This is a genomic window from Methylomonas aurea (assembly GCF_024505045.1).
GTDB lineage: Bacteria > Pseudomonadota > Gammaproteobacteria > Methylococcales > Methylomonadaceae > Methylomonas > Methylomonas aurea.
This window is the reverse complement of the sequence record NZ_JANIBM010000004.1, coordinates 23,765-48,435: the sequence shown is the minus strand read 5'-3', so window position 1 is coordinate 48,435 and position 24,671 is coordinate 23,765. Positions and strand designations below refer to the sequence as shown.

The following is a 24,671-nucleotide window of genomic DNA, read 5'->3' as shown; positions in this document are numbered from 1 at the left end:
GAACCGTCGACGATGTTCAAATCCGGGGAGCTTAAAGTCGTATGGTGACGAACGAAGCGGGTATGGTGCGAGCGGAGAGACTCGAACTCTCACGGGGTTACCACTGGAACCTAAATCCAGCGCGTCTACCAATTTCGCCACGCTCGCAAAACAAAGGAACGCGACATTATAATCAGCAGCCCAAGCAAAGACAACCCGGTTTAACCGCTTCCGCAATGAACAATCGACTGCGCAGCGCGATCGCTGCCCTGATGTTAAACTCCGCACCGACACATGGCCTGGCACTCGCAGCGGACCAAAACACATTCCCAAACAAACTTTTTTTTGAAAACGAACAACACCCGGTCTACGTGGCTATCGCCAGCACGGCCGAACAACGCGAGTTGGGGCTGATGTTTCGTCAGGAACTGGGGCCAGCCCAAGGCATGCTGTTTGTTTATGCGGACCAACGCCCGCGCAGCATGTGGATGAAGAACACATTGATAGCTCTCGACGTATTATTCATCTCCGCAGACGCCGAGATCGTCGCTATCTTGAAAAATTTACCGCCCTGCAGAAAAGATCCCTGCCAGATTTACGATTCGCAGATTCCCGCTCAATACATGCTGGAATTGCCGGCCGGCTTTGTCGACCGGCACGGACTAGGCCTCGGCCGAAAAATAACCCTGCCCGCCGGACTTCCGTAAACCGAGGCCAATTAAGGCCCGCTGACATCCGCCGCATCGCCTTCGTAAGGCGTTGCGTACTTACATTCCTTTTGCGGGCAGACTTTTTCGGTACCGCGGCGTTTCGTGGTTTTTAGAGTTAAGATCGGCCAATGGCAATCCGGGCACTCTTCCTTGATCGGCGCGTCCCATAACGCGTAATCGCATTTAGGGTATTCCGAACAGGAGTAGAAAATCTTGCCGCTACGCGCCTTGCGCTTCAAAATCGCGCCTTTCTTGCACTGCGGGCATTCGACCCCGGTTTCCTGCGGCTTCTCCAGCGGTTCGATATGCTTGCATTTCGGATACGCGCTGCAGCCGACGAACTTGCCGTAACGACCGGTCTTAATCACCAACGCCGACTCGCACTTCGGGCAGACTCGGCCTTCCACCACTTCCGGCTCCCCGGTCGCCACGGCATTGTCCTCGCCAAGATTGCGGGTGTATGAGCAGGTCGGATAATTGGTACAACCGATGAAGCGACCGTTCCGGCCCAACCGAATCGACAACGCGCTACCGCATTCCGGGCATTTCTCGTCGATACTCTCCTGCGTGACGTCCTTGCGCTGAACGCTCTCTTCTTTCTCGTTGATCAACTGGGTAAACGGCCGCCAGAAGTCGTTCATCAACGGAATCCAATCCTTTTCGCCGCGCGATACCGCGTCCAACTCATCCTCCAAGTTGGCGGTGAAACTGTAATCGACGTATTTGGTGAAATGCTCGGTCAGGAATTTGTTGACGATACGGCCGACGTCGGTCGGATAAAAACGCTTGTTTTCTATTGTCACGTACTCGCGGTTTTGCAGCGTGGAAATGATCGCGGCATAGGTCGACGGCCGACCGATGCCGTACTCCTCCAAAGCTTTGACCAGGCTGGCCTCGCTGTAGCGCGGTGGCGGTTCGGTAAAATGCTGGGCTGCAACGATCTCCTGCAACTTCACTGGCCGCCCCTCCTCCATCGGCGGCAGAATACTCTCCTGGTCGTCCGCGGCTTCCTTGCTGTCGTCGACGCCTTCCAGGTAGACCATCATGAAACCAGGGTTGGTTACTGTGGAACCGGTAGCGCGGAACACATTTTTGTCGCTGCCGCAATTCAGATCCACGGCCACCTGATTCAACGTCGCGTGAATCATTTGGCAGGCCACGGTACGTTTCCAGATCAGGTCGTAAAGTTTGAACTGTTCCGCCGTCAGCCGGCCCTTGACCTGATCCGGTAAGCGCTGCACCGAGGTCGGCCGAATCGCCTCGTGCGCCTCCTGGGCGTTTTTGGATTTGGTTTTGAATTGACGCGGCTCTTTCGGCACATTTTCGGCACCGTATTTTTCTGCGATCAAGCCGCGAATATCGGCAATGGCCTCCTCGGCCAGATTCACCGAGTCGGTACGCATATAGGAAATCAAGCCCACGGTTTCGCCACCGAGATCGATGCCCTCGTACAACTGCTGGGCAACCATCATCGTGCGTTTGGTGGTGAACCCCAGCTTCCGCGCGGCTTCCTGCTGCAGGGTAGAGGTGATGAACGGCGGCGCCGGATGCTTGCTGCGCTGCTTCTTTTCCAGCTTGGCGACAATCAATTGGCCGTCGGCCGCATCCAACAATGTTTGCCGGACCTGGTGCGCTTGCGTCTCGTCGGTAAAACTGAATTGATTCAGCTTCTCGCCGTTGAAATGGGTCAATTTGGCTTTGAATACCTGTCCTTGGGCGTTGGCTTCGGCAGTATGCGACCAGTATTCCCGGGTCTTGAACGCTTCGATCTCCATCTCGCGTTCGACGATCATTCGCAGCGCCGGACTCTGCACCCTGCCTGCGGATAAACCGCGGCGGATTTTTTTCCACAACAACGGCGACAGATTGAAGCCCACCAAATAATCCAATGCTCGCCGCGCTTGCTGGGCGTTGACCAGGCTGTTGGACAATTCGGTCGGATGAGCGATGGCTTCGGTTACGGCTTTTTTGGTGATTTCATGAAATACGACCCGCCGCACTTCCTTGTCTTTCAGCAATTTCTTTTCTTTCAAATGCTCGAATACATGCCAGGAAATTGCCTCCCCCTCTCGATCCGGGTCGGTAGCCAGGTATAAGGTATCGACGTTCTTGACTGCCTTGCCGATTTCCTGCAAATGCCGCTGGTTACGGTCTATCACTTGATATTTCATGGCGAAGCCGTTGTCCGGATCGACCGCACCTTCCTTAGGTATCAGATCGCGAACGTGGCCGTAGGAGGCGAGTACCTGAAAGTCTTTACCCAGGTATTTTTCGATGGTTTTGCATTTTGCAGGCGACTCTACAATGACTAAACTTTTGCTCATATAGTCGGTAAAAGCCTCAGTGTAAAGAATTCGGTATCAGATCGTAGACGATGTCTTCCATTCTGGAAAATGCGGCGCTGTCGCCGGGTTGGCTCAACAACACCATCAAAACGATCCATTTCAGCTTGTCGATGGTGATGTTTTCGTCTTTCAAAGCCATGGCACGATCGATAGCGATCTCGCGGTTGCCGGGCGTCAGAATCCCGGCATGCTCCAGATACATCAGAAAATCGCGGCATTCCAAATCGAAAACGGCAATTTCCTGCTGGCTGAAAATCCGAAAAGACGACGAAATCGCCGGCGATATGCTGTCCATTTCCGCCAACGACTCCAGCCAATCGAAGGCTTTATTGACATCCGGCTGCTGAAAACCGGCATCCAACAATTCGCTGGCAATGATTGAAGTATCGGGGTAGTTATCGCTATCGCCATCCAGATAGTTTTCAAACAGATATATCAGCACATCAAAAATATCTTCTTTCATTAGAACCTTTATTTGATTCGAAGGTAGCTACCGCCGGCAATGCCGGCCACGTAGCCCTGCAGCTCCAACACTAGCAACATCGAAGACACCTCTTCGACCGACCAGGTACCCGCGTGCACCAGAGCATCGACGGTTGTAGGGCTGTACGGAATCAAATTCAATAGATTTTGTTGTTCCAGGTCAAGCACAGTCTGCGCCGATTCCGGCTCGGCTCGCATACTTTGTTGATTATATTGGCCTAATTCTTCAAAAATATCCTCGGCGGTCTCCACCAGTTTCGCACCTTGCCGAATCAGGGCGTTGCAGCCGCGCGCCAACGGATTATGGATCGAGCCCGGAATCGCAAACACCTCCCGGTTTTGCTCCAGCGCCAGCCGCGCCGTGATCAGCGACCCGCTCTGCTGCGCCGCCTCGACCACCAGCAAGCCGAGACATAGGCCGCTAATTATGCGGTTTCGGAGCGGAAAATGGCTGGCCTTGGCGCCGGTACCGGGCGGAAATTCGGATACCAAAGCGCCGTGCTCGACGATTTGCATGGCCAAGTCCTTATGCCGGGCCGGATAAACCCGGTCCAGCCCGGTGCCGGCCACGGCAACGGTACGGCCGTTAGCGTTCAAAGCTCCTTGGTGGCTGGCGGCATCGATACCCAACGCCAAACCGCTGGTAATGACCAAACCAGCACCCGCCAACACTTCGGCAAACTGGAGTGCGGTGCTGATGCCGACCGGGGATGGATTGCGGCTGCCGACGATCGCCAACTGCGGCTCGGCCAACACGGCCGGATCGCCTTTGACGAACAGCACCGGCGGCGGCCGATCGATTTCTTTCAATTGAGGCGGATATTCCGGATCGCGTAGCGTAAACGCATGGTTACCGGCTTGCTCCAGCCAAGCCAGATCGGTTTCGACGGCTTGCCAGTCCGGCGCCTGCAGCAGGGATATTAATCTGTCGCTAAATCCGAGCGCGCCAAGGCTGGCGCGGGACGCTGAGAAAATCATTTCGGGTTCGAAATGCTCGAGCAAGCGCTGAATCGTTCCGCCGCCGACACCCGGCATACGCAGCAACGCCAACCAGTATTTCAGTTCGGAATTGCGCGCCAGGTCCAATGCAGCCGACCAATCGAAATGCTCAATCCCAGGCCGCCAAACCTAGGCCCCGCTTCGTGACAAGGATCAAGGTGTCTGAACCCTGTCCAAGGTATGCATTGCCGCCGAAGCCTTCATCACCAGAGCGTAGCTAACTCGCTCGAAGGTACGGAATACCATCAATTCGCCGGCAATTTCGTCCGGCATTTTTACCGCAACCCCTTCCGGAGACTGGTAGCGATCCAGCATTACATTGCCGCGCCGATAAACATCGAATACATGGCCGATTTCGATACCATCGATGCTCCCTTTGTCGATCACCACCACGTCGTGCTGGCCGATCTGCGATACGCCGCCCATCACCCGGATGATGCTGCCGATGATTTGTTTTTCCGGCGGGCGCGGGAAATAGTTCAACGCCAATTCACCCTCCGAGGTCAACATCAAGCGGTCGCCGCGCTGAACCTCCAAATCGGACTTGTTGATCACTAACGTCGCTGGATCGCCGGGCGTCTGCAACGTGGTATCGGCGATGAACTGGGCCTCGTATCCCAGAATCTCTTTAGTCACCGGACTGATGTAGGGTTTACCTTGGCGGTAAATGGTATAACCCAAGCCTTGTGGGTCTTCGATCGCGCGGACATAAACCCCGTCTCCGGCACCGCCGATCAAATGCTCGCCGACGAAACCGATCACGTACGGTGCGCGTTGTAACTCCTCGGCCGTCACCACTTTCGGCGAATTCAGAAACTGGATAATGGCATCGCTAGGCACCATACGTATGGCCTGTTCGACCGACGACTCGCGCACTCGCGGCAATAGCTTTTCTTCGCTCGCATCGCCCGGCGTCAAACTGAGCCTTGGTTTACCGTCGACGTAGGAAAAATACAAGGTGTCGCCCGGATAGATCCAGTGCGGGTCTTTCACTTGCGGATTGTTATGCCAGAGTTCAGGCCATTGCCACGGATGTTGCAAAAATTTGCCGGAGATATCCCACAGCGTATCGCCTTTCACCACCGTGTACTGGTCGGGATGGTTTGGGTTAATCTGCAATTCGTCGGCCCGTGCAGCGGCGGCCAATAGCGAAAACGCGATACCCATAACGGTACGAAGCAACATAATTTTTTCCTGCCGAAGCCAGTGATTAGCCTACCCGACACCCATAACCGGCACCGGACATGATATGCGCCGGCCGGTGCAATCGCCGCCGGCCGCCAATCGAAATTTCCGCACAGTTTAGATGAATTGGCGCAGATTGCCAGCAGTACGCCACGATGATTCCACTCGGCCGCAACATGCAAACCCGGGCCGATTTCGGATAGAATCCCTGCCATCGATTTCAGCAATTCGGAGTAAAACGTGAGTATTCTTACGATTTTGGAGTTCCCCGACAAACGTTTGCGCACTGTCGCCAGCGAGGTGGAACAGGTCGACGCCGGCATCAAAAAGCTCGTCGACGACATGATCGAAACCATGTATTCGGCCAAGGGCGTCGGCCTAGCCGCCACCCAGGTCAACGTACACAAGAGAGTGATCGTGATGGACGTCTCCGAAAACAAGGACGATCCGATCTGCCTGATCAATCCGCAGATCGTCGAACGCGACGGGGTCGAAGAGTCGGAAGAAGGCTGCCTGTCGGTGCCGGGCTTCTTCGAAAAGGTCAGCCGCGCCGAGCATATCAAAGTTAAAGCGCTGGACCGCAACGGCGACAGTTTCGAGCTCGAAGCCCGCGATCTGTTGGCGGTCTGCATTCAGCACGAGATGGACCATTTGGAAGGCAAACTGTTCGTCGATTACCTGTCGCCGTTCAAACGCAACCGGATCAAAGCCAAGCTGGATAAAATCCACCGCGCTCAAGGACATCAAGGATAGGCATGAGAATCGTTTTCGCCGGTACCCCGGAATTTGCCGTCCCGACCCTGCAAGCCCTAATCGATTCGCCGCACGAGGTGGTCGCAGCCTATACCCAACCGGACCGGCCGGCCGGCCGCGGCCGAAAACTGACGCCCAGCCCGATAAAAGACTTGGCGCTGACAGCGGGGATTCCGGTCGCCCAACCGGAAAACTTCAAATCGGCCGAAGCCATTCAGGCGCTGGCCGATTTGCAACCCGACTTGATGGTCGTCATTGCCTACGGCCTGATCCTGCCGCAAACCGTGCTCGACACCCCCAAATTCGGCTGCATCAACGTCCACGGCTCGTTATTGCCGCGCTGGCGCGGCGCGGCGCCGATCCACCGCGCAGTGATGGCCGGCGACAGCAAGACCGGGGTCACGATCATGAAGGTCGTCAAAAAACTCGACGCCGGCGACATGCTTTACAAGGTCGAGTGCCCGATCGGTGCCCACACCACATCCGGCGAACTGCACGATCGTCTGGCCGAACTCGGTGCCGACGCTTTACTGAAAGTCGTGGATATGATCGAAAACGGCACGGTGCAAGCCGAAGCCCAGGACGAAAGCCTGGTGACCTACGCCCATAAACTGGAAAAACAGGAAGCATCAATCGACTGGCGGCAAGCGGCTATCGAACTGGACCGGAAAATCCGCGGCCTAAACGCCTGGCCGGTGGCGCAAACCACGTTCAAAGGCCAGGTATTACGGATCTGGCGCAGCGAAGTATTGAATAGGTCGACAAGCGCCCCCCCAGGAACTGTAGACTGTTCGGCGCCGGCCCTGGACGTTGCCACCGGCAAAGACATGCTTCGACTGCTGGAAGTGCAACTGCCCGGCGGCAAGCGCATCAACGGTAAGGATTTCCTGAACGCGCATCCGGCCGCCGGCGTCGTGCTCGGCTCATGAATCTTCGCGGCTGCGCGGCGCAAATTCTGGCCAAGGTCATCGGCGACGGCCAATCGCTGACAGCGGCTCTGGAACACGGCCTGCCCAAGCTGAAGGACAGCAAAGACAGGGCCTTCGTCCAGGCCTTATGCTACGGCGTGGTTCGCCACTATTACGCGCTGGATTTCGCGTTAGGCAAACTGCTCGGCAAGCCGCTAAAGGCCAAGGACGCCGACATCAAGACCCTGCTGTTGGTCGGCCTTTACCAACTGCAACACATGCGCGTCAAACCGCACGCCGCCGTTTCGGAAACCGTTGCCGCCACCAGCCACAAACCTTGGGCGAGAGGCTTGGTTAACGGCGTACTCCGGCAGTATTTGCGGGACGCGGAAAGCCTGTTGCAAGCCGCAGACCGGGATCAACAGGCCCGACTCAACCATCCGCAATGGATTATCGACGCGCTGTGCCGCGACTGGCCCGAACACCAGGAAAAAATTCTGCACGCCAACGACCAAGCCGCACCGATGTTTTTGCGGGTCAATCAACGGCAGACCAGTCGCGAAACCTACCTGGACCAATTGGCGGCGCAGGGTATTGCCGGGCAGCCGGTCGATTGCTGCGACACGGCGATTCGTCTGGATCAGGCCGTGGCGGTCGAGCAATTGCCCGGATTCAGCGCAGGCCAGGTCTCGGTGCAAGACGCCGCCGCCCAACTGGCAGCCGAACTTATCGACGCCGAAGCCGGCGACTGGGTACTGGACATGTGCTCGGCGCCGGGCGGAAAGACCGCTGCGATCCTGGAACGGCAGCCGGCGTTGGCCGGGCTGGTGGCAATCGACGTCGACGCCCAGCGTCTGCAACGGGTCGAGGAGAATCTGGCCCGGCTGCATTTGCAGGCCGAAACCTTGGTGGCCGACGCCGGAAACCCCGCCGATTGGGCCGGACCGCGCCGTTTTCAGCGAATTTTGCTGGACGCTCCCTGCTCCGGTTTAGGCGTAATCCGCCGCCACCCGGACATCAAATTACTACGTCGACCGGATGACATTACCGCATTGCAGGCCACGCAAGCCAAAATCCTGCATGCGGCATGGCAACTGCTCAGTCCCGGTGGCATCCTGCTTTACGCTACCTGCTCGGTGCTGAAAGCGGAAAACGAACAGCAAGTCGCCGCATTTCTGGCGGCCCGCACCGACGCCGAAGAGGTGGCGATAGACGCGCATTGGGGCCTGGCCCGCCCGCACGGCCGGCAAATCTTGACCGGGGAACGGCAAATGGACGGCTTTTATTATGCCAAGCTGCGCAAAGCGGTTTAGCCAAAGCCTGTTTGCATTATGCCTGGCATTGGGTTCGGCGCCGGCCTGGGCCGGAAACTACGCCGCCCGGATAGAGTACGCCGAATTGCAAACCGAAGGCGATACCGCGACCATCGCCAGCCAGATCGAGTATCGGCTGAGCCCCGTCGCCAAAGTGGCGCTGGACAAAGGCGTGCCGTTGACCTGGGACGTGGTGATGGAATTGCGCGAACCGGGCTGGCTGTGGGACAGCGTCGCCTATCGCAGCAAGCAGCGCTACCGGTTGCAGTTTCACGCGCTATTGAACCAATACGCAGTGCAAACCCCGCAAAATCATAGCGAGATGTTTTTGACCCTGAGCGCCGCGCTGCATTTCATGGCCAGCGTGCGCGACCAACAACCGATCCCAGCTGCCGTACTGCAACCCGGCCGCTATTATCAACTGGCGGTGCGTAGCGAGTTTAACCGCGAGGCGCTGCCGATTCCGCTACGCCCGGTGGCGTATCTGGATCACCGTTGGTTTCTTTCCAGCCATTGGAGCTTATGGCCTATTCAAAAATGAAGCTGCCGGCCAGCGCGTCCATCGTCATTCTGTTCGGTTTCGTGCTGTTATCGCTGCAACTGATGAGCAGCGCCACCCAGGAGTCGTCGGAACTCGGCGAAATGTATTCTTGGTTGTTGGTGATCAACACCCTGGGTTCGGTGATCCTGCTGGGACTGGTGGTGGTGAACGCCTATTCGCTAGTGCGGGAGCTGAAGAAAAAGGAAGCCGGCTCCAAACTCACCACGCGCATGGTCTCGCTGTTCGTGTTGTTGGCGCTGGCACCGGCGGCGATCGTGTTCTACTTTTCGGTACAGTTCCTGCACCAGGGCATCGACAGCTGGTTTAACGTCGAAATCGACCGCGCCATGGACGACGCGCTGGAACTGAGCCAGTCTGCGATGAATCAGCGCATGAACTGGCACATCAAGCAAACCAAGCAAATGGCGGAGCAATTGCAGCACAAATCGGAAACGCTGATTGCATTGGAAGTCGGTTCATTGTGGCGCGAATCGGGGGCGCTGGAACTGGCGGTATTCACCAACCAAGGCCGGATTCTGGCCTCCAGCAGCATCAACCCCAGCGACATTCTGCCGCATTTGCCCGACGAGCAAATCTGGCTGCAATTGAAACAGAACAAGGAATATTTTGCCTTCGATCCCGGCGACAACGACGAAATGCTGGTGCGCATCATCGTCGCGATCGAAGCCGACCAGAGCCGTTTCTTACAGGTGCTGTATCCGATTCCGGTGCGGGTCACCGATTTGGCCGATTCGATCGAATTCGCCTTCATTCGCTACCAGGAAATGAATTTCCTGCGCGACTCGCTGAAAACCAGCTTTTCGCTGATTCTGTTGCTGGTGCTGTTGTTAAGCATGTTGGCGGCGATCTGGGTGGCCTTTATCAGCATCCGCAATATCGTCGCTCCGGTCCGGGAATTGGTAAAAGGCACCCAGGCAGTCGCCGACGGCGATTATCAGCAGCAATTGCCGGTGATGAGCCAGGACGACCTGGGCTTTCTGGTCGAATCGTTCAACCAGATGACCCGGCGCATCGCCCGTTCCCGCGACGAAACCCGCGCCGCCGGCCTGGAGGTGGAAAACCAGCGCGCCTACCTGGAAACCATCCTCGCCAACCTGACCGCCGGCGTAATCAGTTTCGACGCCGCATACTTCATCCGCACCGCCAACCAGGCCGCCTACCGGATTTTGCACATCCCGGTCAGCCATTTCGTCGGCCAGAATCTGCCGGCCTTGGCCGGACTCCACCCCGAACTGGCCGACGTGTTGACGGCAATCCAAAGCCTGCTGGAAAAAGCCGACGACATCTGGGAACAGCGCATCGTCTTTCTCGGCCCGAACGGCCGCCAGGAGTTGCTGTGCCGCGGCACTCCGCTGTTTTCGCAACACGGCGCCCGCACCGGCGCCGTGGTGGTATTCGACGACGTCACCGATTTGATTCAAGCCCAGAAAAACGCGGCCTGGGGTGAGGTAGCCCGGCGCCTGGCCCACGAAATCAAGAATCCATTGACACCGATTCAGCTATCCGCCGAACGTTTGCAACACAAGCTATCCAAAGAGCTGCAGGATGGCTCAGCCGAATTTCTGCAGCGCGGCACCCGCACCATCGTCCAGCAAGTTGAAGCGATGAAACGCATGGTCGATGACTTCTCCGAGTACGCCCGACCGTCGAAAAAGCAGGTCGAAAAAATCAATCTGGTGGATTTGATCCAGCAGGTCACCACGCTGTACCTGCCATCCGGAATTACCTTCGCGATGGCCGCCGCCAGCCAACACGTCATCGTCGAGGTCGATCCGGTCAGTATTCGCCAAGTGCTGCATAACCTGATCAAGAACGCTCAAGAAGCCACTGCGGAAAAATGCCATATCACGATTAAAATCGGCAAAGTCACGCGCAATAACACCGATTATGTCGAAGTGGGTTTGTACGACAACGGCAGCGGCCTGAATGCCGATCAAATCGAAACCATTTTCGAACCCTACGTTACCAGCAAGTCCAAGGGTACTGGTCTGGGCCTGGCCATCGTCAAAAAAATCGTCGAAGAACATGGCGGCGTGATTTGGGTCGATACGTCATATAATGGCGGGGCTGGTTTTCTGCTCCAGCTACCGGTTTTTGAATTTGGAACGATGCATGAATAAACAAGCGCCCTACATTTTGGTGGTCGACGACGAACAGGACATTCGTCAACTGGTGTCTGAGATTTTGGAAGACGAGGGCTATCAAGTCGCGATGGCCGAAAACGCCACGGAAGCCAGGAAACTTAAAAACCAGCGCCAGCCCAATCTGATCCTGCTCGACATCTGGATGCCCGATAGCGACGGTATCACGCTGTTGCGGGAATGGGTCGGCGAAGACAGCGCGCTGTGCCCGGTAGTAATGATGTCCGGTCACGGCTCGGTGGAGTCGGCAGTCGAAGCCACCCGCCTCGGCGCTTACGATTTTCTGGAAAAACCGTTGTCGATGGCGAAATTGCTCTTGATCGTCGAGCGCGCCCTGGAAACCAGTTCCTTGCAGCGGGAAAACGCCGGCCTGAAGCAGCAATTGATGATAGGCGTGGAACCCGTCGGCAAAAGCGCCGTGGTCGAGCGCACCAAAGACAAACTGAAACGCCTGGCGCAACACGACGCCCGCGTGCTACTGGTCGGCGAAGCCGGGGTCGGCAAGGAAATGTACGCCCGTTACCTGCACAACAACAGCTCGCGCCGCGACGGCGCCTTTGTCGACGTATCGGTCGGCAGCATCTCGCCGGAAAACGCTGCGGTCGAATTTTTCGGCCGCGAAGACAACGGCCGGATTTACCGCGGCCTGCTGGAGCAGGCCGACCGCGGCACGCTGTTCCTGGGCGAAATCGGCGGTATGGACCCGGAAACCCAAACTCGATTGCTTAGTGCGTTGGAATCCAGTTCATTCCTGCGGGTCGGCGGCAGCCAGGCCGTGCGCGTCGACGTGCGCGTCGTAGCCTCGACCCGGATGGCGCTGGAGGAAGAAGTCAACAGCGGCCGCTTCCGTCAGGACTTGTACTATCTGCTGAATGTGGTGACTTTGGAGATTCCACCGCTGCGCGAGCACAGCGAGGACGTGCCGGGTCTGCTGAATTTTTACGTCGACCATTTCGTCGTGCATGAAAAACTGCCTTTCCGCCGTTTTTCGATGGCCGCGCAAAATTATTTGCGCAATTACAGTTGGCCCGGCAATGTCCGCGAGTTGCGCAATCTGGTGCAACGCCTGATGATTCTGGGTGCCGGCGACGACATCGAGCTGGACGAAGTCAAAGCAGCGTTAGGCTCGATCGCCGAGCAACCCAAACTGGGCTTGAATGTGCCCGAGTTTTTCAATCTGCCGTTGAAAGAAGCGCGCGACCACTTCGAAAAATCCTATCTGGAATACCACTTCGAGAAGAACGGCGGCAGTGTCGCCAAACTGGCGGCGGCGATCGGCATGGAGCGCACCCATTTGTACCGGAAGTTACATTCCTTGAAAATCAAGCTGTAATTGAAACTTGAAGTTAGCGGCTGGTTTAAGTAGAATGCCGTGCTTTTACAGCTTCAACCGATTTTAAGAAAGCAACGATGAAAACATTTAGTGCAAAGCCCGCAGAAGTTAAGCGCGATTGGTACGTGATTGATGCAGAAGGAAAGACATTGGGTCGCCTTGCTACTGAAATTGCACGACGTCTTCGCGGCAAACATAAACCAGAATACACCCCGCACGTCGACACCGGCGACTACATCATCGTCGTCAATGCCGAAAAAATCGGCGTTACCGGCAACAAAGAAAAAGACAAAATGTATTACCGCCACACCGGTTATGTCGGCAACATGAAGTCTGCCTCTTTGGGCAAATTGAGACAAACCTTCCCCGACCGCATCATCACCACCGCAGTTCAAGGCATGCTGCCTAAAAATCCACTGGGCCGGGCGATGTTCAAAAAACTGAAAGTGTATGCCGGTCCGGAGCACAATCATCAGTCTCAACAACCTAAAGTTTTAGAATTCTAAGCAGGTAGATAGTTTATGGCAGCTCAATACTACGGAACAGGTCGCCGCAAAAGCTCGGTAGCCCGCGTTTACGCAACGGTCGGCACAGGCAAGTTCATCATCAACAACCGGCCTGTAGACCAATACTTCGGCCGCAAAACCGATGAAATGATCGCCAGACAACCTCTGGAACTGCTGGCCAAATCCGGCGACTTCGACATCAACATCATCGTCTCCGGCGGCGGCCCGTCCGGCCAGGCTGGCGCGATTCGCCACGGCCTGACCCGCGCACTGATGGAATACGACGAATCCCTGCGCTCTCCATTGAGAAAAGCCGGTTACGTGACTCGCGACGCCCGCGAAGTCGAGCGTAAAAAAATCGGTTTGCACGGCGCCAGAAAGCGTCCGCAATACTCGAAACGTTAAGCGCCCACCGACGCAAAAAAGCCGCTTTTCAGCGGCTTTTTTTATGCTTGGCGCCCTGTGCCGCGTCAAGCCTCCAACTCGAGCTTGCGGCAACTCAACACGTACGGCTTATTCGGTACCACTAACGCCGCAGCGACATCGGCGAGCGGCAACTCCGCTACGGTCCAATCGCCGGCAACGCCGAATTCGATGGGGATCGCAGCGATTTGTCCGCCCGGCTCGACAGCAAATTCGCACAACTCCAACCCGGCCGCAATGCCGCGCCCGACCGCCTTGACGAAGGCCTCCTTCTTAACCCAGAGACGGTAAAAGGCCGGCAATTGCTGATCAGCGGGCAATGCCACCCACTCCCAATATTCCCGCGCCGAAAAACAGCGCCCGGCAAGCGCATGCAGGTTGCGTCCGGATCGCACTTTCTCCACATCAACCCCCAACTCGCCGAGGTCGGACACTGCAATCAGCAAATGGTCTCCGGAATGGGAAATATTAAAATACAACGTTGCCCCTACTAACGCCGGCTTGCCGTACTCGCCCAGCTCAAACACCAGTTCCTGCGGCTCAACATCCAAATATCCGGCCAATGTGCGACGCAACAAACTCTGCACCACAACAAAGCGCTGGCGCCGCTCCGGGCATTTGTACGTCTCACTTCGCTGCCGTTCCTGATCCGACAACAGCGCATCCCAAGTAATTGAGTTCTTTGAATCCAACGACTCCAATTCGGCATGCCAAACATCAACAAATTGCGTTCGCAAAACATCCCTCACTTTTTAAACATTCACCGCCCACCTCGAAACCAAGCAAAATCCTTGGTTTTCCTTGACGAAACCGGCCAAAGACAGTAGCTTATCCAACCTTTTTTGTAAAATCCGCATTTCACGCTTTGGTTAGCTTTTCGAGGGCATAAAATTGGAACTCAGTGGCGGACAAATTCTTGTCCAGTGTCTTAAAGATGAAGGTGTCGAATTTGTATTTGGCTATCCGGGTGGCTCTGTTTTGCACATCTACGATGCCATTTTCCATCAAGACGACGTAAAACATATTTTGGTGCGGCACGAACAAGGCGCCACCCATTCGGCGGACGCCTACGCGCGCGCGACCGGCAAACCGGGCGTGGTACTGGTGACCTCCGGCCCGGGCGCCACCAATGCTGTGACCGGCATCGCCACGGCCTACATGGACTCGATCCCGATGGTGATCATTTCCGGCCAGGTACCGTCGCCGGTAATCGGTAGCGACGCGTTCCAGGAAGTCGATACGGTCGGCATCACCCGCCCCTGCGTCAAACACAATTTTCTGGTCAAGGACGTCAACCAGTTGGCCGAAACGATCAAGAAAGCGTTTTACGTGGCGACCACCGGCCGCCCGGGCCCGGTATTGGTCGACGTGCCTAAGGACATCACCGATCCGAATATCAAGATACCTTACAAGTATCCGAAAAAAGTCAGCATGCGCTCTTACAATCCGGTCGTGACCGGCCACAAGGGCCAAATCAAGCGGGCTGTGGAAATGCTGCTCTGCGCGCAACGACCGATGATTTATTCCGGCGGCGGCGTCATTTTGGGCGAAGCCCATGAAGAATTGACCGAGTTGACCCGGATGCTGGGGTACCCGATCACCAACACTTTGATGGGCTTGGGTGGCTATCCGGCCACCGACAAGCAGTTCGTCGGCATGCTCGGCATGCACGGTACTTACGAAGCCAATATGGGCATGCACGAAGCCGACGTGATTTTAGCGGTCGGCGCCCGCTTCGACGACCGTGTCACCGGCAAACTGGCCGAGTTCTGCCCGTATGCCAAGATCGTTCACATCGACGTCGATCCAGCCTCCATCTCCAAAACCGTGAAGGTGGATGTGCCGATCGTCGGCGAAGTCAAACCGGTGTTGCAGCAAATGATCGAACTGATCAAGGACAGCAAAACCAAGCCGTCGAAAGCGGCGTTGGAATCTTGGTGGCAACTGATTCAAAGCTGGCGCGACGTGAATTGCCTGGAATACGACCGCGAAAGCCGGATCATCAAGCCGCAATATGTCGTAGAGCAACTCTACGAAGTCACCAACGGCAACGCCTTCGTTACGTCGGATGTAGGCCAGCACCAAATGTATGCGGCCCAGTACTACAAGTTCGACAAGCCGCGGCGCTGGATCAACTCCGGCGGTTTGGGCACGATGGGCTTCGGCTTGCCGGCGGCGATCGGCGTCAAACTGGCGTTTCCGGAGGCCGACGTCGCTTGTATTACCGGCGAAGCCAGCATCCAGATGTGCATTCAGGAACTGTCCACCGCGCTGCAGTACAACACGCCGGTCAAGATCGTCAACCTGAACAACCGTTACATGGGCATGGTTCGCCAGTGGCAGGAATTTTCTTACCAAAGCCGTTACTCGCACTCGTACATGGACACGATCCCGGATTTCGTCAAACTGGCCGAAGCCTACGGCCATGTCGGCATCCGCGTCGAAAAGCCGGAAGAAGTGCGCGACGCCTTGAAACAGGCATTCGAAATGAAGGACAGAACCGTGTTCCTCGATTTCATTACCGATAGAACCGAAAACGTATACCCGATGATTGAAGCAGGCAAAGCTCACCACGACATGAAATTGCGCGTTGCGCCCGGCACCCCGGTCGAGAGGGAGTTGTCCTGATGCGCCACATCATCTCCATTTTGATTGAAAACGAATCCGGTGCCCTGTCGCGGGTTGCCGGCCTGTTCTCGGCGCGCGGCTACAACATCGAATCGCTGACCGTCGCCCCGACCGAAGATCCCAGTCTGTCGCGGATGACTTTGGTCACCAGCGGCAGCGACGAGATCATCGAGCAGATCACTAAGCAATTGAACAAACTGATCGATGTGGTCAAATTGATCGATCTGGCCGAGTCGGCCCATATCGAGCGCGAATTGATGCTGGTCAAGATCAAAACCACTCACGAAACGCGCGAGGAAGTAAAGCGCATGGTCGACATCTTCCGCGGCAAGATCATCGACGTGACGCCGAACAGCTACGTCGTCGAAATGACAGGCCAATCCAACAAACTGGATGCCTTCATTCACGGCTTCGAGGAAGGCAGCATCATCGAAGTGGCGCGTTCCGGCCCGACCGGCATTTCCCGCGGCGAGAAAGGCTTACATCTTTGATCGCTGGGGAGCGCAAACCCACATGTCGACAGCCAAATACAATTTTTAATTCACACCAAGAGTAACGAGAAACACTATGCAAGTTTATTACGACAAAGACGCCGATCTCTCGATAATCCGCAGCAAAAAAGTTGCCATCATCGGCTACGGCTCGCAAGGCCACGCCCATGCCAACAACCTGAAAGACTCCGGCGTTGACGTCGTGGTCGGCTTGCGCTCCAACTCCGCGTCCGTCGCCAAAGCCACCAACAGCGGCCTGATCGTGAAAGACGTACCGGAAGCCATCGCCGGCGCCGACGTGGTCATGATCCTGACCCCGGACGAATTCCAATCCAAACTGTACAAAGAAGAAATCGAGCCGAACATCAAACAAGGCGCGGCTCTGGCTTTCGCCCACGGTTTCTCGATTCTGTACAACCAAGTCGTACCGCGCGCCGACCTGGACGTGATCATGATCGCCCCGAAAGCGCCGGGTCACACCGTGCGTTCAGAATTCGTCAAAGGCGGCGGCATCCCTGACTTGATCGCCGTGCATCAAAACGCTTCCGGCCAAGCCAAAGAATTGTGCTTGTCTTACGCTTCCGCGATCGGCGGCGGCCGTTCCGGCATCATCGAAACCACCTTCCGCGACGAATGCGAAACCGACCTGTTCGGCGAACAAGCAGTACTGTGCGGCGGCGCGGTGGAACTGGTCAAAGCCGGTTTCGAAACCCTGACCGAAGCGGGCTACCCACCCGAAATGGCCTACTTCGAGTGCTTGCACGAACTGAAATTGATCGTGGATTTGATGTACGAAGGCGGCATCGCCAATATGAACTATTCGATCTCCAACAACGCCGAGTACGGCGAATACGTCACCGGTCCGCGTGTGATCAACGACGAAAGCCGCAAAGCGATGAAAGAAGCCCTGAAAAACATCCAGGAAGGCCGCTATGCCAAGCAATTCATCCAGGAAGGTGCAACCGGCTACCCGGAAATGACCGCACGCCGCCGCCTGAACGCCGAGCACCCGATCGAAACCGTCGGCGCCAAACTGCGGGCGATGATGCCTTGGATCAAAGCCAACCAAATCGTCGATAAAAGCAAAAACTAAGCTTATCGGCTAGGATTAAAGCCCATCTACACGATGGGCTTTTTTTTGCCTGCAGGATTTCAAATATGACCAATCTTGCGCCTTCGCTCTGCATCACCCTACTAGCCGCAGCGCTAGCTGAGCAGGCCTCCGCCGACTTCATGCAATGGAGCAACAGCGAAATCCAATATCTGCACGGCGGCAACTACCACGAGCCTTTCAATCCTAACGACGTCAGCCAAGCCATCGTCACGATCACTCATGCCCACGGCTGGGCTTACGGCCGCAACTTTTTCTTCATGGACACGCTGTTCACCGCATCCGGCCAACCGCCGCAAACCCATTTATACGGCGAAGCCTACAGTACCTTCAGCCTGAGTAAAATCAGCGGATTGGATTTGTCGTATAGTATTTTCAAAGACTTTGGCCTGACCGCCGGCATCAATCTCGGCGAGAACATGAACAGCCGACAAAGCGGTTTTCGCGCCTGGCTGTACGGCATCAGCGTCGATTTCGACTTGCCCGGCTTCAATTACTTCAACATCGATTTTCTGCGCCAACGCGTCACCGAAACCGCCGACATTGGTACCTCCTGGCAAATCACCCCATTCTGGCAATTACCGTTTCAAATCGCCGGCACGAAATGGAGTTTCGAAGGCTTCGCCGATTTCATCGGCCGCAACCAAACCGCCGCTCGCCAGGCGCTGGCCCAACCTCAATTGAGATTCGACCTCGGCGATTTCTGGGGCGACGCCGGCCATCTGTTTATAGGCCTGGAATACCAGTATTGGCATAACAAATACGGCATCAAAGGCTTGCACGACAACGTGCCGCAGGCTTTGCTGGTTTGGAAATTCTGAACAGTCAATGCTGAATTAAGCCATAAAACTACCTGGTCAAACAGACAGCCGCGCCATCCACCAGGCCACCCGCAATAACACACTGTCACGCAATCGCAATAGCACGGCCCGGAACGAGCATGTAAAATGCCGCCAACTTGTTACCGCTTGCAAACACCATGCTGAAAAATCCTCAACCGAAACGCCACCGCGGCATTTATCTACTGCCCAACCTATTCACCACGGGCGCCATGTTTGCCGGTTTTTACGCGATCACGTCGGCGATTAACGGCCGCTTCGAGACGGCGGCGATTTCATTGTTCATCGCCATGGTGCTGGACGGCCTGGACGGTCGGGTCGCCCGCTTGACCAACACCCAGAGCGAGTTCGGGGTGCAATACGACAGTTTGTCGGACATGGTTTCGTTCGGCGCCGCGCCGGCCATCGTCATGTATTTGTGGACTTTGTCCAGCATGGGCCAGGCCGGTTTGTTCGCGGCCTTCGTGCACATGGCCGGCGGCGCACTAAGGTTGGCGCGCTTCAACACGCAGGTCGAAGTCGCCGACAAACGCTACTTCCAGGGCCTGCCCAGCCCGGCAGCGGCGGCTATCCTGGCCGGCGGCTTGTGGTTTTGCGTCGAGAACGGTTACGACGTCGAAAACTTCAAATACCTGGTGCTGCTGACCACCATCACCACCGGCTTGTTAATGGTCAGCAATTTCCGCTATTCCAGCTTCAAAGAAATCGATCTGAAAAACAAAGTGCCGTTCATCGTCGCGATCATTGCGATGCTGTTCATCAGCTTCGTCATGGCCCAACCGCAACGTATGCTGTTTTTGCTATCGGTCGGTTATGCCGCATCCGGCCCGATCATCACGCTGGTGATGCGCAAACGCCGGCTGCAAAGCCGTAAGGGCTAGACGTGGCCGACGCCGACGGTAACTTGCTCAGTGCAGCGCTTTACCGTCAGTGGCGCCAATACCGCAAACGCCTGAAAGCCTGCTGCCAAACGTGCAGCGAAGACCACGTCCACTCTTTGCGTACCGGCATCCGCCGCTTGTTGAGCATTCTCGGACTATTGCAGCAAATCGGCCCTTGCCGGCCGCTGAAACCGTTACGCAAGACGCTAAAACGCCAACTGGATGGCTTCGACGATCTGCGCGACGTGCAGGTCATGCTTTACGAAGTGGCCGGCAAACTGCCGCAATTGCCGGAATTAAGCGACTTCCTCGACCACCTGCACCGGTGCGAGCAACAACAATTGCGGCGGCTACCAACCTTGGTCGCCGGACTGCGCCAAGCCAAACTGCGCCGAAAACTCGATATGGCGGCGCGCCAATTTCGGCATACCAAAGCCCGCCGAAACCAAATGTCTGCCGACATACTCAGCGCGCTGGACCAAATTTATGCGGAAGCGGTGGCGCGCCATGCTGCGGTTTCTGCCGAAGACCTGCACAGCATCCACCACCTGCGTATCTCCGTTAAAAAACTACGCTATGCCATCGCCGCAATGGCAGCAGCTGTCCCGCAGTTGCCTGCCGACCACGACCAACGCTTGCAAAGTTATTTGACTGCCATGGGCGAGATCCAGAACAGCGTCGTCATACTCGCAGCGCTGCAGAACTTCTACGGCGGAAATCCGCCGGAATCGGCGTTGGCACACTATCGGCAACGCCAAAACCAGTTGATCGGCGAATTTGTCGCTCGGTGCGAAGAGTTGTCCGGTTTTTGGCGCCCCGCCCCAGACCAAGCTTTCCCCTGGCAGTAAACGCCGCCGGTATTGCCGGCCGCGGCTTTATAGTACAATTTCGGGCAGTTTTCGGCCGCGACGGCGGCGCACGATTTTTTAACAGAACGGGTTCAGACAAATGGCAACGATGGATGATAGAGACGGTTTGATATGGCTAGACGGGAAATGGGTTGACTGGCGTGATGCGAAAGTCCACGTCCTGACCCACACCCTGCATTACGGCTGCGGCGTCTTCGAAGGTCTGCGCGCCTATAAAACCGATGCCGGCACCGCCATATTCAAACTGGCCGAGCATACCGACCGCCTGTACCGTTCCGCGCATATCATGAACATGAAAATGCCGTACTCCAAGGATGAGATCAACCAGGCCCACCGCGACGCGGTCGCCAAAAACAACCTGGAATCGGCCTACATCCGCAGCATGGTGTTCTTCGGTTCCGAAGGCATGGGCCTGCGCGCCGACAACTTGAAAGTCCACGTCATGATCGCAGCCTGGACCTGGGGCGCTTATCTGGGCGCGGAAAACATGGAAAAAGGCATCCGCATCCGCACTTCGTCCTACACCCGCAACCACGTCAACAGCACGATGTGCAAGGCCAAGGCCAACGGCAACTATATCAACTCGATCCTGGCCTTGCAGGAAGCGTTATCGACCGGTTACGACGAAGCGTTGTTGCTGGACCACGAAGGCTTCTGCGCCGAAGGCAGCGGCGAGAATCTGTTCATCGTCCGCAACGGCAAGATTTATACCCCGGAGACCACCTCGGCACTGGAAGGCATCACCCGCGACACGCTGATGACGATAGCTCGCGAACAAGGCTATGAAGTCATTGAAAAACGCATCACTCGCGACGAAGTTTACGTGGCCGACGAAGCCTTCTTCACCGGTTCCGCTGCCGAAGTCACGCCGATCCGCCAATACGACAACCGCGACATCGGCTCCGGCAGCCGCGGCCCGATTACCGAGAAGTTGCAAGCCTTGTATTTCGACTATGTCCACGGCCGCCGCGCCGACCACAAGGAATGGTTGACGCTGGTATCCTAAACCGACGTGCCTTCCCCGCATAACATCCTGGTCGTCGGCCCATCCTGGGTCGGCGACATGGTGATGGCGCAAAGCCTGTTCATCACGCTAAAACAACGACTCCCCGATTGTCATATCGACGTCCTGGCGCCAGCCTGGTCTTTGCCATTATTGGCAAGAATGCCGCAAGTGCGGCAAGGCATAGCGATGCCGCTCGGCCACGGCCAATTCGGCCTCGGCGCCCGGTTTGGCTTGGGCCGCCAGCTTCGCGGCCGTTACGACCAAGCCATCGTCCTGCCCAACTCTTGGAAGTCGGGGCTGGTGCCTTTTTTTGCCGGCATCCCGCTGCGCACCGGCTATCTCGGCGAATTGCGCTGGGGCCTGCTCAACGACGCCCGCCGACTGGACAAAAACCAGCTAACCATGACGGTGCAGCGCTTTGTCGCGCTGGGACTGCCCGCTGCAAACGAACAGCCGCCGACCTATCCGATTCCGCAACTGGCGATCAGCGCCGAACAACGCCGCCAAGTCAGCGACAAATTCCGCATCGATGCCGGCAAAAAAATCCTGGCTCTGTGTCCCGGCGCCGAATACGGTCCGGCCAAACGCTGGCCGGCCGAGCATTTCGCCGCCGTCGCCAACGCCAAAATCGGCGAAGGCTGGCAGGTCTGGTTGTTCGGTTCCGATAAAGACCGGCCGGTCGCCGACACCATCGTTAATTTGACCGGCGGCGTCTGCCGCAATTTCGCCGGCGAAACCTCGCTGGCCGAAGCGGTCGACTTGCTGTCGCTGGCCGACGCCGTAATCAGCAACGACTCCGGCTTGATGCACGTTGCCGCCGCGCTGGACAAAAAAATCGTCGCCGTTTACGGTTCTTCCGATCCCGGCTTTACCCCGCCGCTGAATCCGGCCGCGCATATTCTGACCCTGAAATTGGAATGTTCGCCCTGCTTCAAGCGCGACTGCCCTTTCGGCCACACGCGTTGCCTGGTCGACCTGCGCCCGGAACAGGTGCTGGCCGCACTGGAGGCCGAGCGATGAGAATCGCGATCGTCAAATTGTCGGCATTAGGCGACATCGTGCATGCGATGGTAGCCTTGCAGTTCATCAAGGCAGTCTATCCGGACCTGACAATCGACTGGGTGGTCGAAGAACGTTTCTCCGGACTGCTGGCAGACAATCCGCATATCGATCAGGTGCTGCCGGTGAATTTGAAGGCCCTGAAAACCGATAAGCTACGCATATTCGGCGAAATCGGCAAAGTCCGCGGTTATGCTCAACACGGCTACGATCTGGTGATCGACGCCCAGGGCTTGATCAAATCCGCCTTGGTCAGCCGGCTGCTGGCCGCCAATTGCGCCGGCTTCGACCGCAACTCGATCCGCGAAAAAACGGCGGCCTGGTTTTATGCCCAGACCGTCGCCTGCCCTTACGATGCCAACACCATAGACCGCAATGTTAAGGTACTGACCCGGCCGCTCGGGCTCGAGGTCGGCACCCATCAAATCCTGGAAAAACGGCCTTTTCTGTTTTTCCGGCCGCCGCAAATCGAGCTGGAAGATTATTTTTCCAAGCAACAAAGCAATATCCTGTTGGTGATTGGTTCCACCTGGCCCAGCCGCAATTATCCGCTGGAAAAATATCTGCAGGTGATTTTCGGCGTGGAGGCCAATTTTCTGATTTGCTGGGGCAACGAAAAGGAACACTGGATGGCGCAGTGGCTGGCGGAACGCAGTCTGGCGCGGGTGTTGCCGCAGATGAACCTGAACGACTTGAAAGCGGTTGTGGCCAAATCCGATCTGGTCATCGGCAACGACACCGGGCCGACCCACATGGCCTGGGGCATGAACCGGCCTTCAATTACCCTGTTCGGCCCGACACCCGTCAGCCGCGTCTACCAGACTAAAATCAACAAAGTGCTGAAGTCGCCGTCCGCGGTCGATCCGTTCAAACTGAACAAAAACGATTTTTCGATCGGCGAAATTCCGGTAGCCGATATCGTGGCCTTGTCCAAACAATTGTTGCCAACCCCCGCCGCGGAAACGGCAGAAAGTTAAATCCGCTCCATCGCCGCAAAGCTGGCGAGCAATTCGATAAACGGCTCGTCGGGCGCCAGAAGCCGCGCTATGGATAAATTGGAATGCGCGGCTTGGCTCAAATCGATGCGTTGTTCCTGAAACAGCAACTGTTTTTTGGAATCGGCAATCATGCGACACGGCGGCCGGCTCGGGTCGTCAACCGATCCCTCATCCACCATCGCCAACGCCCCGTTGGATAACTCGACGACGCATCCCGGCGGATAGACATTCAAAACCTCGATCAAGCCGGCGACCGCCGCGGCGTCGAATTGTGCCGGACTCGCCTGGTACAAATACCGAAGCGCTTCGACTTTGACTTGCCCCGCCCGGTCCGCGCGATCGCTAAGCAGGGCTTCGTAGACCGATGCGACGCCGACCATACGGGCCGGCAAACCGATTTGCCCGCCGGCCAAGCCGCGCGGATAGCCCGCGCCGTCCGGCCGTTCGTGATGATCCCTGACAACATCCACAACCGTGCCCGGTACCTCCGTAACCTCGGCCAACAGAGCTAGGCCGGCTGCCACATGTTGCCGAACGTCCAACCGCTCTGCGTCGGTCAGCTCCGAAGATTTGCCAATGATAGCTTGCGGCAGGGTAAGCAAACCGAGATCGTGCAATAACGCCCCGATTGCCGTGTGCCGCATCAGGTCCGGCGAGAATGACAATCGCCGCGCCAAAGCCGCCGCCAGCACACAGACATTGACTGATTTGTGCGCTACCCTGTCGCCAATCAGGCGCCAGCCTTCTATCCCGTTTAGCGATATACCGCAGCTATCCAGCGCGTGCACAATATCGCAGGCAATGTCCTCAGCGGCGCCGTAATCTAAGCCGGAGCCGGTGCGAATCCTGTCCAACACAATTTCGAAGCGGCTCCGAAATTGCCGCAACGGCTCCAGCTCCGGCACGGCCGCCGGGTCCGGCCGAGTTGTCACTTCATGCTCCGGCTCGGCTACATCCAGCCCCTTCGCCAAGTCGATGGACACCTCGCGGCAATACTGGCGCAAGGTATCGATTTCGGCATCGGAACGAATCAGGAATTTGGTGGCGAAAAACGGTAAGTCCAGCCATTTGCGGTCGGTAGCGCAGAGATACATGCCTTTACGCAATTGGCTGACGCTGATCTTTTTTTCCATAGGAGAATTATCCGAA

The 24,671-nt window shown here is 56.7% G+C and carries 24 protein-coding genes and 1 tRNA gene; 18 read left to right on the top strand and 7 right to left on the bottom strand.

What is annotated here, in order from left to right; all coding sequences use genetic code 11:
- Positions 1 to 63: 63 nt before the first annotated feature.
- Positions 64 to 147: transfer RNA gene (locus NP603_RS04935), tRNA-Leu, on the bottom strand.
- A 68-nt stretch (positions 148 to 215) separates the two neighbouring features.
- Here NP603_RS04935 and NP603_RS04930 point away from each other — a divergent pair.
- Positions 216 to 686, top strand: coding sequence for a DUF192 domain-containing protein (locus NP603_RS04930; protein ID WP_504137675.1), 471 nt, complete (start codon positions 216 to 218; stop codon positions 684 to 686).
- Positions 687 to 697: 11 nt separating this feature from the next.
- On the opposite strand, the gene topA is transcribed toward NP603_RS04930, so the two are convergent.
- The 4 genes from topA to NP603_RS04910 form a co-directional block, all read right to left on the bottom strand.
- Positions 698 to 3,013, bottom strand: a complete 2,316-nt coding sequence (gene topA, locus NP603_RS04925; RefSeq protein WP_256609811.1) for a type I DNA topoisomerase — start codon at positions 3,011 to 3,013, stop codon at positions 698 to 700.
- A 16-nt stretch (positions 3,014 to 3,029) separates the two neighbouring features.
- Positions 3,030 to 3,497, bottom strand: a complete 468-nt coding sequence (locus NP603_RS04920; RefSeq protein ID WP_256609810.1) for a Smg family protein — start codon at positions 3,495 to 3,497, stop codon at positions 3,030 to 3,032.
- Positions 3,498 to 3,505: 8 nt separating this feature from the next.
- Complete coding sequence (gene dprA, locus NP603_RS04915) at positions 3,506 to 4,552, bottom strand: DNA-processing protein DprA (RefSeq protein WP_371928773.1); 1,047 nt, start codon at positions 4,550 to 4,552, stop codon at positions 3,506 to 3,508.
- Positions 4,553 to 4,669: 117 nt separating this feature from the next.
- Positions 4,670 to 5,701, bottom strand: a complete 1,032-nt coding sequence (locus NP603_RS04910; RefSeq protein WP_256609808.1) for a LysM peptidoglycan-binding domain-containing protein — start codon at positions 5,699 to 5,701, stop codon at positions 4,670 to 4,672.
- 240 nt (positions 5,702 to 5,941) lie between these two features.
- Here NP603_RS04910 and def point away from each other — a divergent pair, with 240 nt between their 5' ends.
- The 8 genes from def to rpsI all read left to right on the top strand — a co-directional run bounded on the left by def (position 5,942) and on the right by rpsI (position 13,622).
- Positions 5,942 to 6,454: a peptide deformylase gene (def, locus tag NP603_RS04905; RefSeq protein WP_256609807.1), complete on the top strand. Its 513-nt coding sequence runs from the start codon at positions 5,942 to 5,944 to the stop codon at positions 6,452 to 6,454.
- A 2-nt stretch (positions 6,455 to 6,456) separates the two neighbouring features.
- A complete protein-coding gene (fmt, locus tag NP603_RS04900; protein WP_256609806.1) occupies positions 6,457 to 7,383 on the top strand; it encodes a methionyl-tRNA formyltransferase in 927 nt (308 codons plus the stop codon).
- A complete protein-coding gene (rsmB, locus tag NP603_RS04895; RefSeq protein ID WP_256609805.1) occupies positions 7,380 to 8,675 on the top strand; it encodes a 16S rRNA (cytosine(967)-C(5))-methyltransferase RsmB in 1,296 nt (431 codons plus the stop codon). The genes fmt and rsmB overlap by 4 nt, the downstream gene beginning before the upstream one ends.
- Complete coding sequence (locus NP603_RS04890) at positions 8,650 to 9,216, top strand: DUF4390 domain-containing protein (RefSeq protein ID WP_256609804.1); 567 nt, start codon at positions 8,650 to 8,652, stop codon at positions 9,214 to 9,216. Before rsmB ends, NP603_RS04890 begins: the two co-directional genes overlap by 26 nt.
- The gene (locus tag NP603_RS04885) at positions 9,198 to 11,357 is read left to right on the top strand and encodes a sensor histidine kinase (protein WP_256609803.1); all 2,160 of its coding nucleotides are present in this window, start codon (positions 9,198 to 9,200) and stop codon (positions 11,355 to 11,357) included. The genes NP603_RS04890 and NP603_RS04885 overlap by 19 nt, the downstream gene beginning before the upstream one ends.
- Complete coding sequence (locus NP603_RS04880; RefSeq protein ID WP_256609802.1) at positions 11,350 to 12,711, top strand: sigma-54-dependent transcriptional regulator; 1,362 nt, start codon at positions 11,350 to 11,352, stop codon at positions 12,709 to 12,711. Before NP603_RS04885 ends, NP603_RS04880 begins: the two co-directional genes overlap by 8 nt.
- Positions 12,712 to 12,788: 77 nt before the next feature.
- The gene (gene rplM / locus NP603_RS04875) at positions 12,789 to 13,217 is read left to right on the top strand and encodes a 50S ribosomal protein L13 (RefSeq protein WP_054759837.1); all 429 of its coding nucleotides are present in this window, start codon (positions 12,789 to 12,791) and stop codon (positions 13,215 to 13,217) included.
- 15 nt (positions 13,218 to 13,232) lie between these two features.
- On the top strand, positions 13,233 to 13,622 hold the full coding sequence (gene rpsI / locus NP603_RS04870) for a 30S ribosomal protein S9 (RefSeq protein WP_256609801.1): 390 nt from the start codon (positions 13,233 to 13,235) through the stop codon (positions 13,620 to 13,622).
- A 65-nt stretch (positions 13,623 to 13,687) separates the two neighbouring features.
- On the opposite strand, the gene NP603_RS04865 is transcribed toward rpsI, so the two are convergent.
- Entirely contained in the window at positions 13,688 to 14,296 is a 609-nt protein-coding gene (locus NP603_RS04865; RefSeq protein ID WP_256609800.1) for a 4'-phosphopantetheinyl transferase family protein, read from the bottom strand.
- Positions 14,297 to 14,531: 235 nt separating this feature from the next.
- Between NP603_RS04865 and NP603_RS04860 the strand changes: the two genes are divergently transcribed.
- The 9 genes from NP603_RS04860 to waaC all read left to right on the top strand — a co-directional run bounded on the left by NP603_RS04860 (position 14,532) and on the right by waaC (position 23,501).
- Positions 14,532 to 16,268 carry an acetolactate synthase 3 large subunit gene (locus tag NP603_RS04860; RefSeq protein ID WP_256609799.1) on the top strand — a complete coding sequence of 579 codons (1,737 nt, stop codon included), beginning with the start codon at positions 14,532 to 14,534 and terminating at the stop codon, positions 16,266 to 16,268.
- Positions 16,268 to 16,759 carry an acetolactate synthase small subunit gene (gene ilvN / locus NP603_RS04855; protein ID WP_256609798.1) on the top strand — a complete coding sequence of 164 codons (492 nt, stop codon included), beginning with the start codon at positions 16,268 to 16,270 and terminating at the stop codon, positions 16,757 to 16,759. The genes NP603_RS04860 and ilvN overlap by 1 nt, the downstream gene beginning before the upstream one ends.
- 76 nt (positions 16,760 to 16,835) lie before the next feature.
- Positions 16,836 to 17,852 (top strand): ketol-acid reductoisomerase, encoded by a 1,017-nt coding sequence (ilvC, locus tag NP603_RS04850; RefSeq protein ID WP_140913126.1) that lies wholly within the window; start codon positions 16,836 to 16,838, stop codon positions 17,850 to 17,852.
- 65 nt (positions 17,853 to 17,917) lie between these two features.
- Entirely contained in the window at positions 17,918 to 18,691 is a 774-nt protein-coding gene (locus tag NP603_RS04845) for an outer membrane protein OmpK (protein ID WP_256609797.1), read from the top strand.
- Positions 18,692 to 18,849: 158 nt separating this feature from the next.
- Positions 18,850 to 19,590, top strand: a complete 741-nt coding sequence (pssA, locus tag NP603_RS04840) for a CDP-diacylglycerol--serine O-phosphatidyltransferase (RefSeq protein WP_256609796.1) — start codon at positions 18,850 to 18,852, stop codon at positions 19,588 to 19,590.
- Positions 19,591 to 19,592: 2 nt separating this feature from the next.
- On the top strand, positions 19,593 to 20,438 hold the full coding sequence (locus tag NP603_RS04835) for a CHAD domain-containing protein (protein ID WP_256609795.1): 846 nt from the start codon (positions 19,593 to 19,595) through the stop codon (positions 20,436 to 20,438).
- Positions 20,439 to 20,538: 100 nt separating this feature from the next.
- A complete protein-coding gene (locus NP603_RS04830) occupies positions 20,539 to 21,465 on the top strand; it encodes a branched-chain amino acid transaminase (protein WP_256609794.1) in 927 nt (308 codons plus the stop codon).
- 6 nt (positions 21,466 to 21,471) lie between these two features.
- Positions 21,472 to 22,485, top strand: a complete 1,014-nt coding sequence (waaF, locus tag NP603_RS04825; protein ID WP_256609793.1) for a lipopolysaccharide heptosyltransferase II — start codon at positions 21,472 to 21,474, stop codon at positions 22,483 to 22,485.
- Entirely contained in the window at positions 22,482 to 23,501 is a 1,020-nt protein-coding gene (waaC, locus tag NP603_RS04820; protein WP_256609792.1) for a lipopolysaccharide heptosyltransferase I, read from the top strand. Before waaF ends, waaC begins: the two co-directional genes overlap by 4 nt.
- Here waaC and NP603_RS04815 read toward each other — a convergent pair.
- Positions 23,498 to 24,655 carry a cyclic di-GMP phosphodiesterase gene (locus tag NP603_RS04815; RefSeq protein WP_256609791.1) on the bottom strand — a complete coding sequence of 386 codons (1,158 nt, stop codon included), beginning with the start codon at positions 24,653 to 24,655 and terminating at the stop codon, positions 23,498 to 23,500. The genes waaC and NP603_RS04815 overlap by 4 nt on opposite strands.
- Between the last annotated feature and the right edge of the window lie 16 nt (positions 24,656 to 24,671).

Bases quoted from the DNA above. Each gene is read 5' to 3' on its own strand.
- pssA (WP_256609796.1), top strand. From the start codon at position 18,850: ATGCTGAAAAATCCTCAACCGAAACGCCACCGCGGCATTTATCTACTG.
- NP603_RS04830 (WP_256609794.1), top strand. From the start codon at position 20,539: ATGGCAACGATGGATGATAGAGACGGTTTGATATGGCTAGACGGGAAA.
- NP603_RS04930 (WP_504137675.1), top strand. From the start codon at position 216: ATGAACAATCGACTGCGCAGCGCGATCGCTGCCCTGATGTTAAACTCC.
- NP603_RS04880 (WP_256609802.1), top strand. From the start codon at position 11,350: ATGAATAAACAAGCGCCCTACATTTTGGTGGTCGACGACGAACAGGAC.
- NP603_RS04920 (WP_256609810.1), bottom strand. From the start codon at position 3,497: ATGAAAGAAGATATTTTTGATGTGCTGATATATCTGTTTGAAAACTAT.
- dprA (WP_371928773.1), bottom strand. From the start codon at position 4,552: ATGCCGGGTGTCGGCGGCGGAACGATTCAGCGCTTGCTCGAGCATTTC.
- rpsI (WP_256609801.1), top strand. From the start codon at position 13,233: ATGGCAGCTCAATACTACGGAACAGGTCGCCGCAAAAGCTCGGTAGCC.
- rsmB (WP_256609805.1), top strand. From the start codon at position 7,380: ATGAATCTTCGCGGCTGCGCGGCGCAAATTCTGGCCAAGGTCATCGGC.
- topA (WP_256609811.1), bottom strand. From the start codon at position 3,013: ATGAGCAAAAGTTTAGTCATTGTAGAGTCGCCTGCAAAATGCAAAACC.
- NP603_RS04885 (WP_256609803.1), top strand. From the start codon at position 9,198: ATGGCCTATTCAAAAATGAAGCTGCCGGCCAGCGCGTCCATCGTCATT.
- NP603_RS04910 (WP_256609808.1), bottom strand. From the start codon at position 5,701: ATGTTGCTTCGTACCGTTATGGGTATCGCGTTTTCGCTATTGGCCGCC.
- fmt (WP_256609806.1), top strand. From the start codon at position 6,457: ATGAGAATCGTTTTCGCCGGTACCCCGGAATTTGCCGTCCCGACCCTG.
- NP603_RS04845 (WP_256609797.1), top strand. From the start codon at position 17,918: ATGACCAATCTTGCGCCTTCGCTCTGCATCACCCTACTAGCCGCAGCG.
- ilvC (WP_140913126.1), top strand. From the start codon at position 16,836: ATGCAAGTTTATTACGACAAAGACGCCGATCTCTCGATAATCCGCAGC.
- waaC (WP_256609792.1), top strand. From the start codon at position 22,482: ATGAGAATCGCGATCGTCAAATTGTCGGCATTAGGCGACATCGTGCAT.
- NP603_RS04890 (WP_256609804.1), top strand. From the start codon at position 8,650: ATGCCAAGCTGCGCAAAGCGGTTTAGCCAAAGCCTGTTTGCATTATGC.
- NP603_RS04815 (WP_256609791.1), bottom strand. From the start codon at position 24,655: ATGGAAAAAAAGATCAGCGTCAGCCAATTGCGTAAAGGCATGTATCTC.
- rplM (WP_054759837.1), top strand. From the start codon at position 12,789: ATGAAAACATTTAGTGCAAAGCCCGCAGAAGTTAAGCGCGATTGGTAC.
- ilvN (WP_256609798.1), top strand. From the start codon at position 16,268: ATGCGCCACATCATCTCCATTTTGATTGAAAACGAATCCGGTGCCCTG.